The following is a 12,962-nucleotide window of genomic DNA, read 5'->3' as shown; positions in this document are numbered from 1 at the left end:
GAAACGCCACCCCCTCCCTCCCCCGTTGATGCAGGCGGCCAACGACCGCCGACGACCGGCCGTTGGCCGCCCCATGGCCCCCGGCCGTCCGTCGACGCCACCGACAGCCGGCCGAATGCTCAGCCCAGCGTCAGCACCGCCTTGCCGCGTATTTCGCGGTTGATGAGGGCCACGGCGGTTTCGCCGGCCCGTTCCCAGTCGGTCACCCGGTCCACGCTCGACTGGAGGCGGCCCTCCGCGAGGAGGCGTACGAGGTGGGCCAGATCGGCGCCGGTGCTGCCGCCCGCCTGGATGCCTATGAGGGTCAGGCGGTTGAGGATCAGCTGGTACGGCTGGATCGGGGTGGGCTCGCCGGACGTGGCGCCGATGGAGATGACCTTGCCCTCCGGGGCGATGTGGCCGAGCAGCCCGGCGAGCAGCGATCCGCCGACGTTGTCCAGGACGACGTCCACCGGGGCATCGAGCTCGGCGGGGCCGGTCAGTACATGGTCCGCGCCGAGGGCGGCCAGGCCTTCACCGCGCGCCGGGTTCCCGACGAACGCGTACACCTCCGCGCCCGCCTGGTGGGCGAGCTGGACGGCGAAACGCCCGACGCCACCGGACGCGCCGGTGATGGCCACGCGCTGTCCGGGCAGCACGTCGGCCCTGCGCAGCGCACGCAGAGCCGTCAGGCCCGCTACGGGCAGTGCGGCGGCGGTCGCGAAGTCCACCGTGTCGGGCAGTACGGCGAGTTCGTCGACATGGACGGCCCGCAGCTCGGCCCAGCCGTTGCTCCGCCCCCAGGTGACGACGCGGTCGCCGGGCTTGGGTCCGCGCCCGTCGGCGGCGGCCCGCTCGACCACACCGGCGGCGTCCCAGCCCGGTACGGTCCCGGCGGCGACGTCCTCGGACTGCGGCAGCTCACCGTAGTTCAGCGATACCGCCGTGATCCTGACGAGCACCTCATCGGGCTCCGGTGCCGGGTCGGCGACGGTGCCGAGGGCGAGGCGGCCGGGTGCGGAGTGGTCGACGACGAGGGCGCGCATGGGGACTCCTTGTGGGTTGGCGTTCCGCGAGCAGATCTGCCCTGCGTAACCGGTGGCATCCTCCGGTTATTCCGAGGGGCGAGGGAGGGCCGAGGGAGGGGCGAGGGGGAGCCGATGGAGGCCCGGACCGTCGCTCCTCGGTCCCCCTGCCAGGTGCCGGTCATCAGCCCCTCAGCCCTTCGGTCCCCCAGCCCGTCAGCTCCCCGGACCCAGGAACACCGGATTGGTCATCGCCGCCATGGGCCCCGGAAGCCCCGGCGTGGTCGGCGGATGGCGGACCTCGGCGCGTATATAGGCGGCGTGATCGGGAGTGGTCTGCCATGTCACGGTGCCCGTGCCGGAGGGCGGCAAGGGGGAGGTGAACAGGCGCCCCTGGTCGGTGACGAAGGAGACCGTGCAGCCCGGGGCGCCGGAGACCTCCAGGCGGGCGGTGGCCTTGGCCGTGCGGGGGATGCCGAGGCGTTCGGCGATACCGGCGTGTTCGCCGCGTTCGCCGGTGACCGTGAAGGCGAGGTCGATCTTCGAGGACTCGGCGATCCAGACCCGGCCCGCCCGGATGCCGTCCTGGACGGCGCGCCGCGAGAGGTCCTCGGCCAGTACGACGGTCTGCGGCAGGCCCACCACATCCGGGTCGCGGTGTGCGTCGCTGTGGCCGACGGCCGGCAGCCAGGAGGCGCGGCCGCGGGTGTGGGCGACCAGGGTGTTGTCCCACTCGGCGAGGGTGACCTCGTCGTCGGGGGTGTACGGGCCGTTCCAGACCTCCACCGCATCGGCGTCGTTCAGGCCGAACTTCCAGTTGCAGCCGATGCAGGTGGCGTGCGGATGTGCCGGGATGACCAGACCGCCCGCCCGGCGGACGGCGCGTGCGTACTTGGCGAAGGCGTTGTCGCGGGCCCGGTAGCGCCAGTCGATGAACACGCCGGGATCGGTGCCCATCGCCAGCACATGACCGTTGCGGGTGGTGATCTCCTCGCCGGTCAGGATCAGCAGGTCATCGCCCCACAGGCCCTCCCAGGCGCGGTGCGACGAGGTGGTGTTGTGCTCGGAGGTGGTGATGAAGTCCAGCCCGGCGGCGCGGGCCAGTGCCGCGATCTCGGCCGGTGTGCGCTTGCCGTCGGAGTGGACGGAGTGCAGATGGTTGTCGCCCCGGTACCAGGCGCGGCCGCGGCCCCGGGCGCGTTCGGGAGGGTGGACCGGGTCGGGGGTGCGCCCCGGGGCGCCGTACCGGAGGGTGATGGTGACGTCGTAGTCCAGGCCCTGGGGTGCGACGGTGTACGGGCCGAGGCCGATATGCCAGGTCCCGGCGTTGATGGGGCCCGGGAGGTAGCCGGGGGTGGCGTCGTCGGCGCGCAGGAAGAATTCCGTACGGGCCCCGCCCGACCAGCCGCGGAACCCGGCGCCGCCGAGGTCCGTACCGCGCTCGTCGAAGATGCCGATGTCGCAGGCGTTACCGGCCGTGCCGTCGGGGACGGTGGGTCTGTCGTAGCCGTAGGAGACGGCGATCTCCCGTACACCGTGCGGCACTTCGACCGGAAGGTAGACGAAGTCCGGTGCGCCGGTGGGCAGATGGCCGGTGACTCTGCGCGTCTGCTCCGCGCCGGACGCCCCGTCCGGGTGTCCGGCCCCGGGCGCCGCGTCGGCGAAGCGCACCGTGCCGAGCGTCACGGCGCCTGCCGCACCCGCCACCGCCGAAAGCCTCAGAACCTCACGTCGTTCCATCCTCGCCCCCGTGCCGTCTCGTCGTTCACCGCTTTACCCACTGCCGTCAGGTACTGCCGTTGCGTACTGCCGCCACCCGCTGCCTTGATGTGCTGCTTGCTGCTTGCTGCTTGCTGCTTGCTGCTTGCTGCTTGCCGCTTGTCGATGCCGTGCTGCTTGCCGTATCGCTGCGTGTCGGTTCGTGACCGTCACGTAGCGCGCCGTTTCTCCGCGTATCGCTTCGTATCGCTTCGTATCGCCGTGTGAAAACTGTTGTACGCGGGTGTGACACGCAGGGAAAGGCCTGTGGATAACCGTCGGGCGGTACGGGAACATGCGGTCACCCACACGCGTGACGGAGGGATCCCCAGCATGCGGATCGCGACCACGATCTTCCTGACCGACGAGACGATCCGGCCCGACCGGCTGGCCCGTGAGCTGGAACAACGCGGATTCGCCGGGCTCTACCTGCCCGAGCACACCCACATCCCGGCCAGCCGGGACACCCCCGCCCCCATGGGCGAACCGCTGCCCCGCGAATACGGCCGCACCCTCGACCCGTTCATCGCGCTCGGCCAGGCCGCCGCGGTCACCGAGCGGCTTGCCCTGGGTACCGGCATCACCCTGGTCACCCAGCACGATCCGGTCGTCCTGGCCAAGCAGATCGCCACCCTCGACCACCTCTCCGGCGGCCGTTTCACCTTCGGCATCGGCTACGGCTGGAACGTCGAGGAGGCCGCCGACCACGGGGTGGAGTGGTCGACGCGGCGCGAGCTGACGCGCGACCGGGTGGCCTTGATGCGGGCGCTGTGGGCCGAGGAACCGACCGCCTACAAGGGCGAGTTCGGGTCCGTACGAGCTTCCCTCGCCTACCCCAAACCGGCGCACGGCGCGCCGCGCACCCTGATCGGCGGGGCGGCCGGGCCCAAGCTCTTCGGGCAGATCGCCGACTACGCGGACGGCTGGCTGCCGATCGGCGGGCGGGGGCTGACCGAATCCGTTCCGGTGCTGCGGCAGACCTGGGCGGACGCCGGGCGCGCGGGTGAGCCGGTGGTGGTGCCCTACGCGGTCCGCCCCACGCCCGGGAAGCTGGCGCACTACCGGGAGCTCGGACTCCAGGAGGTGGTGCTGCAACTGCCGCCGGCCGGGGAGGCGGAGGTGCTGCGGACGCTGGACGACTTCGCCCAGTACCTGTGACCCGGCGACCAGTACCTGTGACCCAGCCCCAGTGCCTGTGACCCGCTCCAGGCGCAGGGCGCCCGCACCCGAGGAGCGGGACGGCTGCCTAGGACCAGCGGTGTACGGCCGCCGGGTGCGGATCGGTACCGGAGACCGATCCGCATCCGCCCCGGCGGTCATAGCGTGGAAGGTGAGAGCCGTATTCGCAGATCAACGGTCCAAGGAGATGCACATGCCCAGCCTCGACCACACGATCGTGCACAGCACCGACCGTTTCGCCTCCGCCCGTTTCCTGGCCGATCTCCTGGGGGCGCCCGAGCCCAAGGCGTACGGCCCGTTCGCCGCCGTCAAGATGGACAACGGGGTGACCCTCGACTACGCCGAGCATGTCCCCGCCGGCAAGGAGCTCGTGCCGACGCACTATGCGTTCCTGGTGACGGAGGACGAGTTCGACGCGATCCTGGCGCGGATAGCGAAGCGGGAGCTGCCGTACTGGGCCGACCCGATGCACTCCCGTGCGCAGGAGATCAACACCCACGACGGCGGCCGTGGCCTGTATCTGGACGACCCCGACGGCCACAACATGGAGTTCCTGACCCGGACATACTCGGACGCGCTGCTGGCGAGCCTGTAGCGGTCCCCGGCCGGGGCGTGCGCCGTGCCGCGGCCGGGAAGTGCCCCGTGTCCGGCGGAGGGCACCTCCGTCTGACGTGATCAGTGGCACAGCCGCGCCGGCCGTCCGGCGGCGGCAGTGTCGGCGGGCGCTCGTATGCTCGGGGGATGACTTCCAGTGCGCAGGGACCTGACCGGGGATCTGACCAGGGATCTGACCGGCGACACGACCAGGGGCCCGGCCGGGGGACCGACGGCGGGACCGCCGCCACCGCCGGCCACCAGGGCCGTCCGACGGCGAACGCCATGCGCCGCGCGCTCAAGCGGGCCCGCGACGGCGTGGCACTGGACGTCGCCGAGGCCGCGGTCCTGCTGCAGGCCCGCGGCGAGGACCTGCGGGACCTGTGCGCCTCGGCGGCACGGGTGCGGGACGCGGGCCTGGAGGCCGCGGGGCGCCCCGGAGTCATCACGTACTCGCGCGGTGTGTTCATCCCTCTCACCCGCCTGTGCCGCGACAAATGCCACTACTGCACCTTCGTCACCGTCCCCGGCAAGCTGCGCCGTGCCGGCCACGGAATGTTCATGTCGCCCGACGAGGTGCTCGACATCGCCCGCCGCGGCGCCGAACTGGGCTGCAAGGAAGCCCTGTTCACGCTCGGCGACAAGCCGGAGGACCGCTGGCCCGAGGCCCGCGAATGGCTGGAGGCGCACGGCTACGACGACACGCTCTCCTACGTACGGGCCATGGCCATCCGCGTCCTGGAGGAGACCGGGCTGCTGCCGCACCTCAACCCCGGGGTGCTGTCCTGGACGGACTTCCAGCGCCTCAAGCCCGTGGCGCCGTCCCTGGGCATGATGCTGGAGACGACCGCCGAGCGGCTGTGGAGCGAGCCCGGCGGCCCGCACCACGGCTCGCCCGACAAGGAACCCGCCGTCCGGCTGCGCGTCCTGGAGGACGCCGGCCGCTCCAACGTCCCCTTCACCACCGGACTGCTCATCGGGATCGGCGAGACCTACGAGGAGCGCGCCGAGTCCCTCTTCGCGCTGCGCCGCATCCAGCGCGCGTACCACGGCATCCAGGAACTCATCATGCAGAACTTCCGCGCCAAGCCGGACACGGCGATGCGCGGGATGCCGGACGCCGAACTGGAGGAGCTGGCCGCGACGATCGCGGTGGCCCGGCACGTCATGGGCCCCTCGACCCGCATCCAGGCACCGCCCAACCTGGTCGACGGCGAGTACGAGCTGCTCATCGGCGCCGGGATCGACGACTGGGGCGGCGTCTCCCCGCTGACCCTCGACCACGTCAACCCCGAGCGCCCCTGGCCGCAGATCGACGAGCTGACCGAACGCTGCGCGGCCGCCGGCTTCGCGCTGCGCGAACGGCTTCCCATCTACCCGGAGTTCCTCCAGCGCGGCGAGCCCTGGCTCGACCCCCGGCTGCTGCCGCACGTCCGGGCCCTCGCCGACCCGGAGACGGGCCTGGCCGTCGAGGACGCCCCCGTGGTGGGCCGCCCCTGGCAGGAGCCCGACGAGGGCTTCTCGATGAGCGCCTCGGGCCGTACGGACCTGCACCACACCATCGACACCGAAGGCCGCACCTCCGACCGCCGGGACGACTTCGACGAGGTCTACGGCGACTGGGAGGCGCTGCGCGAGGCCGCCGCCCCCGGGATGGTGCCGTCCCGCATCGACGCGGACGTACGGCAGGCCCTCTCCCAGGCCGCGGACGACCCCACCAGGCTCACCGACCCCGAGGCGCTGGCCCTGCTGCACGCCGACGGGCCCGCGCTGGACGCACTGTGCCGTATCGCCGACGATCTGCGCCGCGCCACCGTGGGCGACGACGTCACCTACATCGTCACCAGGAACATCAACTTCACCAACGTCTGCTACACCGGCTGCCGCTTCTGCGCCTTCGCGCAGCGCCGCACCGACGCCGACGCCTACACCCTGTCCCTCTCCCAGGTCGCCGACCGCGCCCAACAGGCCTGGGACGTCGGCGCGGTGGAGGTCTGCATGCAGGGCGGCATCCACCCGGATCTGCCCGGCACGGCGTACTTCGACATCGCGCGCGCCGTCAAGGAACGCGTCCCCGGCATGCACGTCCATGCCTTCTCCCCGATGGAGGTCGTCAACGGCGCCACCCGCACGGGACTGTCCCTCCGCGAGTGGCTGGCGGAGGCCAAGGCCGCCGGGCTGGACAGCATCCCCGGCACCGCCGCCGAGATCCTCGACGACGAGGTCCGCTGGGTGCTGACCAAGGGAAAGCTCCCCACCGCCACCTGGGTCGAGGTCATCAAGACCGCCCATGAGCTGGGCATCCGCTCCTCGTCCACGATGATGTACGGCCATGTCGACCAGCCCCGGCACTGGCTCGGCCACCTCCGCCTCCTGGCCCGGATCCAGCAGGAGACGGGCGGCTTCACGGAATTCGTCACCCTCCCCTTCATCCACACCAACGCCCCCGTCTACCTGGCCGGCATCGCCCGCCCCGGTCCCACCACCCGCGACAACCGCGCGGTCACGGCGATGGCCCGGATCCTGCTCCACCCGCACATCACCAACATCCAGACCAGCTGGGTCAAACTGGGCACCGAAGGCGCCGCCGAGATGCTCCGCTCGGGCGCCAACGACCTGGGCGGCACCCTGATGGAGGAGACCATCTCCCGGATGGCGGGCTCCAGTTACGGCTCGTACCGCTCCATCCAGGACCTGATAGCCATCGCCGACGCCGCGGGCCGCCCGGCGCGACCGCGCACGACGGCCTACGGCCCGGTTCCCGAGGAGCGGCAGGCCGTGGCGCTGGCGTCGGACGGGCATCTGCCGGAGCTGCTGCCGGTCGTGGAGCCGTAGGGGCGCGACGGCGAGGTGCACACGGGCTGCGGCGACCGGCCGGACGCCGCAGCCCATGGCTCCCGGGTCAGTCCCCGTCGTACTCCGACTCGTGCTGCAGGATGCACTGCTGCCACTGCGCGAGCGCTTCCTCGCGGTCGCCTCCGGTGTCCTGGGCGGCGACGATCAGCGCATCGGCGGCCATGGCGGCCAGCCGTACGGCGATATGGCAGACATCGCGCTGGGGGAGCGGCCGCAGGAGTTCGACCGCGCCGTCGCTGTCGCCGGAGAGCGCGGAGGCGACGACGGCCATGGTGGTGCGATCCCACTCGTACTCGGACATGGGGGAAGCATGCCCAGCATCCGGCGCCGCCATGGTCGAACGGGTGAGCGCGGCCGGGCGCGTCGGCCTCAGGCCAGCTCCCGCACCACCTTCTCCGCCAGGAACCCCTGGATGTTCTCCACCGCCTCCCGGAAGTACCCCTCGTAGTTGCGGCGCGTGACATAGCCCAGGTGGGGCAGGGCGAGGACGTTCGGGAGGGTGCGCAGCGGGTGGTCGGCGGGGAGCGGTTCCTGCGCGAAGACATCGAGCCCGGCGCCCGCGATGCGCCCCTCGCGGAGGGCCTCGACCAGGGCGGACTGGTCGACGATGGCGGCCCGGGAGGTGTTGACGAGGTAGGCGGTGCGGCGCATACGGCGCAGTTCCGGGGCGCCGATCAGGCCGCGGGTGCCCTCGCCGAGGACGAGATGGACGGAGACGAAGTCGCTGGTCTCCAGGAGCTCTTCCTTGGTAGCGGTGGCCGTCACGCCGGTCTCCGCGGCCCGCTCCGGCGTCAGATTCCGGCTCCAGGCGACGACGTCCATGCCGAAGGCCTGGCCGACCCGGGCGACCCGGGTGCCGATCTTGCCCAGGCCGAGCAGGCCCAGCCGGCGGCCGTGCAGATCGGCGCCCAGTGTGCTCTGCCAGCCGCCCGCGCGCAGGGCGGTGCTTTCGGTGACCACGTTGCGGGCCAGGCCGAGGATCAGCGCCCAGGTCAGCTCGACGGGCGGTTCGGTGTTGCTGGAGGTACCGCAGACGGTGACGCCGTGCCGGGCGGCCGCCGCCAGGTCGATGGAGGCGTTGCGCATCCCGGAGGTGATCAGCAGCCGCAGGCGCGGCAGCCGGGCGAGGAGCGAGGCCGGGAACGGGGTGCGCTCGCGCATCGCGACGACGATCTCGCAGTCGCCGATCGCCTCGGCCACCTCGTCCTCGGAGCCGAAGGGCCGGCGCAGCGTACGGACGTCCACGGCGCCGTCCAGAGGGGACCAGTCGGCCATGGAGAGGGCGACGTCCTGGTAGTCGTCGAGTACGGCGCAACGCGGAATCATCGGGGTTTCTCCCGGCGTGGTCGAGGGCGTGGCCGGGGCCGGTCGGGGACGTGCTCCGGCACGTGCCCGGCCCCGTAAACACGGCAATCATGGCAATCGCCGCGAGCCGCCGCAGGGGTCATGGGTGACTGCTCACATTACGATCCCGGGCCCGGATTCGATCATTCGCGGTCGATTACAGTGCTGCGGCGGGGAGCCTGCAGGGCCCCGGAACGTTGCGAGCTTCTGGAGGGGCGCAGTGAACGCAGCGGCAGGCAACACCGCTATCTGGGGCCGCGCCGAACAGCAGGACTTCCGCAGCCGGGTACGCGGGTGTCTGCTCGGCGGCGCCATCGGCGATGCGCTGGGCGCAGGCATCGAATTCGACTCCCTCGACGCGATCCGCGAGGCCCACGGTCAGGAAGGCGTGACGGACCTTGTGCCCGCCTACGGGCGACGCGGCGCGGTCACCGACGACACCCAGATGACCCTGTTCACGGTGGACGGCCTGATACGCGCCCAGGTGCGCCGCGACACCGGCGCCTGGCATCCGCCCACCGACGTCCACCGCGCCTATCTGCGCTGGGCCGCCACCCAGCACGACTGGGGCCCGGACGAGCGCAAGAAGGACGACGGCTGGCTCGCCCGCGAGGAGTGGCTCTACTCCCGGCGGGCGCCCGGCCGGGCCTGCCTGAGCGGCCTCGGCGACGAGGTGATGGGCACCCTCGAGCAGCCCAAGAACCCCGACTCCAAGGGCTGCGGCGCGGTGATGCGCTCCGCGCCGTTCGGGCTGCTGGTCGGCTGGGAGCCGCAGCTGGTCTTCCAGCTGGCCGTCGAGTGCGCCGCGCAGACCCACGGCCACCCCACCGGCTATCTGGCGGCCGGCGCGTTGGCCGTCATCAGCCATTCGCTGGCCCGCGGCGAGGTGCTCGACGGCGCCGTCCAGAAGGCCCTGGCCCACCTGGCCACCCGGCCCGGCCACGAGGAGACCACCGACGCCCTCAAGCGCGCACTGGGCTCCGTACGGCAGGGCATGCCGACGCCCGCCCGGGTGGAGTCGCTCGGCGAGGGCTGGACGGCGGAGGAGGCGCTGGCGATCGGCGTGTACTGCGCGCTCGTCGCCGAGGACATCCGGCACGGCCTGCTGCTGGCCGTCAACCACGGCGGTGACAGCGACTCGACCGGCGCCATCTGCGGAAACCTGCTGGGCACCCTGCACGGCGAGACGGCCCTGCCGCCGGACTGGCTGGTCGAGCTGGAGGGCCGCGAGACGATCCTGCAGCTGGCCGACGACTTCTCGATGGAGATGACGCAGGGGCCCGTCCTGCACGGCCCGGCGGGGTCGTCGCCGGGGTGGCTCGCGCGGTATCCGCGCGCGTAGGCAGCGCTTGCCGGACAGGCCCCAAGGGGCGGCTGCCGCCTACCGCATCACTTCCCCCGCATTGACCAGCAGCGACTGGCCCGTGATGGCACGCGCCCGGTCGGAGGCCAGGAAGACCGCCGTCTCGGCCACATCCGCGTCCGTCGCCAGATCCGGCAACGCCATCCGTGCGGTGAGCCGGTCCAGCACCTCGGACTCCGGTACGCCCTCGTGCTGCGCGGTGAAGCGGAGATACGCCTGGACCGGCGGACCCCACATCCACCCCGGCTGCACGGTGTTGACCCGGATCCGGTCCGGTCCCAGCTCTCGCGCCAGCGAGTACATCGCCGAGACCAGTCCGCCCTTGGACGCCGCATACGCCGCCTGCTGCACCTGCGACGGTGCCGCGACCGACGACTGCGTGCCGATCATCACCACCGACCCTCCGCCGCGCGCCGTGAGCGAGGGCAGACAAGCCCGGGTCATCCGCAGGGTGCCGAAGAGATTGACCTCCACGACCTCGCGCCAGGAGTCGAAGTCGGCGTCCCGCAGGCCGCCGAGGAGCGAGTCCAGCGCGGCGACGTGGATCACCGCGTCGATGCCTGCGAACCGCTCCACGGCGAGCGCGGCCAGCGCCTCGCACTGCGCCTCGTCGCCGATGTCCGTCGCCCGCCAGGCCGTACGCTCCCCCGAAGGGTCGATCGCCGCCGCGGACCTGGCGAGGTTGTCCTTCGTACGGGCACCCAGGACGACCCGCGCCCCGTCCCGTACGCACGCCGCCGCGACCCGGTGGCCGAGCCCGGCCCCGACGCCCGAGACGATCACGGTCTTGTTCTGCAGCAGCATGGGTGCCTCCCGGCCGGGATCCTGATGGCCCGTCAGATGAGGCGTCAGGGTAGGGCCGGGGGGCGGCGAACACCAGGGGTGTACCTCAGTTCCAGGCCGAGCGTTCGGTCGCCTGGAAGCAGTATCTGACCCAGGAGCGCTTGCGGTCGGGGCCGGCCGACGGCTCCGCGCACAGCCGCACACGGAAGCCGGCGCCCACGCGCGCCATCCTCGTGTACTGGTCGGGTCCGTAGTCGATGGAGGAGCTGTGGGACGACCCGCCGGTCACCTGCACCGTCACGGTGTCGCCGGGCTCGCCCCTGGTGATGCGGCCCCAGACGGCACCGCACCGTTTGCTGTACCGCAGCTGGACGCCGACCGGATTGCCCCCGGGGGGCGTCCAGCTCGTCACGTCCGCGGCGCAGCCGTAGTCCTTCGGATTCTTGCCGTCGCAGCCGGCGCCGGGGCAGGACGGCGGCGGATCCTCGAAGAGCTTGGGCACCAGATAGCTGGCGAGCGGGCCGAGGACCGCCGTGATGATGCCCACGACCAGGGCATGCCGGGCGTGTGCGCGCAGCCAGCGGCCGACGGTCTGCATCCGGGCCCCACTGCGCCGGAAGAAGGACGGGTCGGGGCTCTGGTCGGGCTGGGGTTCGGGCTCGGGTTCGGGTTCGTCCACGTGATTGCTCAATCCGGCCTCCTGGGAGGTCGACGTGCCGTAGACCTTCCAGTTTCGGGGGCCGCAAAGGACGTCCGGTAGCGCATTTTCCGCCCTTGACGGGGTTGTGGGGCGCGCGTCCACCGCGCGCCCCGTAACCCGCTCATCCGCCCCGTCGCGCGCCCTACCGCGCCTTCTCGAGCGCCTTCGCCAGCCGGTCCAGACCCTCGCGGATCTCCTCCGGCGAGTGGGTGACGAACGACAGCCGCACGGCCGCGGGGTCCGGCGCCCCGGCGTAGAACGGCGCCCCGGGAACGTACGCCACGTCCCGCCGGACGGCCTCGGGCAGCAGCGCCGTCGCGTCATACCCCGCGGGCAGCGTCGCCCATACGAACATCCCGCCGGCCGGACGGTTCCACCGCGACCCCTCCGGGAGCGCCGCCGACAGTCCGTCCACCAGCGCATTCCGCCGCTCGAGGTAGGCGCCGCGCACCCGCGCCAGATGCGCGTCGAGGTCCGAGACCGCCAAGTACCGGGCCGCGGCGGCCTGGTCGACGGTCGAGGTGTGCAGATCGGCGGCCTGCTTGGCGATGGTGGCGGCGCGCCGCAGCGCCGCCGGGGCACGCAGCGTGCCCAGCCGCAGTCCGGGCGCCATCACCTTGGAGAACGAGCCGAGCAGCGCCGTACGGTCCTCGGCGCCCGGGAAGGACGCGATCCACCGCTGCGGCTCCCCCCCGAAGCGCAGCTCGCCGTACGGATCGTCCTCCGCGATCCACAGCCCGCGCCGGGCGGCGACCTCGGCGACCGCGGCCCGGCGCTCCGCGGACAGGGTGCGGCCGGTCGGGTTCTGGAACGTCGGGATGACGTAGAGCAGTTTGGGCTTCTCGCGCGCGGCGATCTCGTCCAGTGCGGCCGGGTCCAGGCCCTCGTCATCGGTCGGCACCGGCACCACCCGGGCGCCCGCCAGGGAGAAGATCTGCAGCGCCGCGAGATAGCAGGGGTCCTCGACCAGCACCGCGTCGCCCGGCTCCAGCAGGGCGGTGGCCAGCAGTGACAGGCCCTGCTGGGAGCCGGTGGTGACCAGCAGGTCATCGGCGTCGGTGGGCAGCCCCCGCGCCGTGGTGCGCGCCGCGACGGCCGCGCGCAGCCCCGGATCGCCCTCGCTGGTGGAGTACTGCAGCGCCCGCCGCGGCTCCTCGCTCAGCACCTGCCGGAAGGCCGCGGCTATGCCCTCCGTATCGAACAGCTCGGGTGCGGGCAGCCCGCCGGCGAACGAGATGACCTCGGGCCGGGCGGTGAGCGCCAGGATGTCGCGTACGGGTGAGCTGCCGGTGCGCGCCACGCGGGCGGCGAGTTCGGGGACGGGGGCGGTGGCATCGGCAAGGATCGCGTTCGACATGACGGCTCCAATCGCTCGGAATGC

The 12,962-nt window shown here is 72.4% G+C and carries 11 protein-coding genes; 4 read left to right on the top strand and 7 right to left on the bottom strand.

Annotation, left to right across the window (positions count from 1 at the left end; translation table 11 throughout):
• Positions 1–119: 119 nt before the first annotated feature.
• Together ADL29_RS33655 and ADL29_RS33650 are read right to left on the bottom strand one after the other, a co-directional pair.
• A complete protein-coding gene (locus ADL29_RS33655) occupies positions 120–1,025 on the bottom strand; it encodes a zinc-binding dehydrogenase (RefSeq protein WP_053927333.1) in 906 nt (301 codons plus the stop codon).
• 195 nt (positions 1,026–1,220) lie between these two features.
• Complete coding sequence (locus ADL29_RS33650) at positions 1,221–2,744, bottom strand: CehA/McbA family metallohydrolase (protein WP_211274435.1); 1,524 nt, start codon at positions 2,742–2,744, stop codon at positions 1,221–1,223.
• Between the two features lie 351 nt (positions 2,745–3,095).
• Between ADL29_RS33650 and ADL29_RS33645 the strand changes: the two genes are divergently transcribed.
• From ADL29_RS33645 to ADL29_RS33635, 3 genes are all read left to right on the top strand, one after another.
• A complete protein-coding gene (locus ADL29_RS33645; RefSeq protein WP_053927332.1) occupies positions 3,096–3,920 on the top strand; it encodes a TIGR03619 family F420-dependent LLM class oxidoreductase in 825 nt (274 codons plus the stop codon).
• 214 nt (positions 3,921–4,134) lie between these two features.
• The gene (locus ADL29_RS33640; protein WP_053927331.1) at positions 4,135–4,536 is read left to right on the top strand and encodes a VOC family protein; all 402 of its coding nucleotides are present in this window, start codon (positions 4,135–4,137) and stop codon (positions 4,534–4,536) included.
• Between the two features lie 146 nt (positions 4,537–4,682).
• Positions 4,683–7,370, top strand: a complete 2,688-nt coding sequence (locus ADL29_RS33635) for a bifunctional FO biosynthesis protein CofGH (protein WP_078971484.1) — start codon at positions 4,683–4,685, stop codon at positions 7,368–7,370.
• Between the two features lie 67 nt (positions 7,371–7,437).
• Here the strand turns inward: ADL29_RS33635 and ADL29_RS33630 are convergent, their stop codons facing one another.
• Positions 7,438–7,692, bottom strand: a complete 255-nt coding sequence (locus tag ADL29_RS33630) for a hypothetical protein (protein WP_046927543.1) — start codon at positions 7,690–7,692, stop codon at positions 7,438–7,440.
• 68 nt (positions 7,693–7,760) lie between these two features.
• On the bottom strand, positions 7,761–8,717 hold the full coding sequence (locus ADL29_RS33625; RefSeq protein WP_053927329.1) for a D-2-hydroxyacid dehydrogenase family protein: 957 nt from the start codon (positions 8,715–8,717) through the stop codon (positions 7,761–7,763).
• 238 nt (positions 8,718–8,955) lie between these two features.
• Between ADL29_RS33625 and ADL29_RS33620 the strand changes: the two genes are divergently transcribed.
• On the top strand, positions 8,956–10,077 hold the full coding sequence (locus tag ADL29_RS33620) for an ADP-ribosylglycohydrolase family protein (protein WP_046927545.1): 1,122 nt from the start codon (positions 8,956–8,958) through the stop codon (positions 10,075–10,077).
• Positions 10,078–10,116: 39 nt separating this feature from the next.
• On the opposite strand, the gene ADL29_RS33615 is transcribed toward ADL29_RS33620, so the two are convergent.
• From ADL29_RS33615 to ADL29_RS33605, 3 genes are all read right to left on the bottom strand, one after another.
• Complete coding sequence (locus ADL29_RS33615; protein WP_053927328.1) at positions 10,117–10,902, bottom strand: SDR family oxidoreductase; 786 nt, start codon at positions 10,900–10,902, stop codon at positions 10,117–10,119.
• Between the two features lie 85 nt (positions 10,903–10,987).
• Entirely contained in the window at positions 10,988–11,572 is a 585-nt protein-coding gene (locus ADL29_RS33610) for a DUF2690 domain-containing protein (RefSeq protein WP_053927327.1), read from the bottom strand.
• Between the two features lie 151 nt (positions 11,573–11,723).
• Positions 11,724–12,938 (bottom strand): aminotransferase-like domain-containing protein, encoded by a 1,215-nt coding sequence (locus ADL29_RS33605; RefSeq protein ID WP_053927326.1) that lies wholly within the window; start codon positions 12,936–12,938, stop codon positions 11,724–11,726.
• Positions 12,939–12,962 lie beyond the last annotated feature (24 nt).

Source organism: Streptomyces chattanoogensis (genome assembly GCF_001294335.1).
Lineage (GTDB): Bacteria > Actinomycetota > Actinomycetes > Streptomycetales > Streptomycetaceae > Streptomyces > Streptomyces chattanoogensis.
This window is presented reverse-complemented; position numbering and strand designations above follow the sequence as displayed.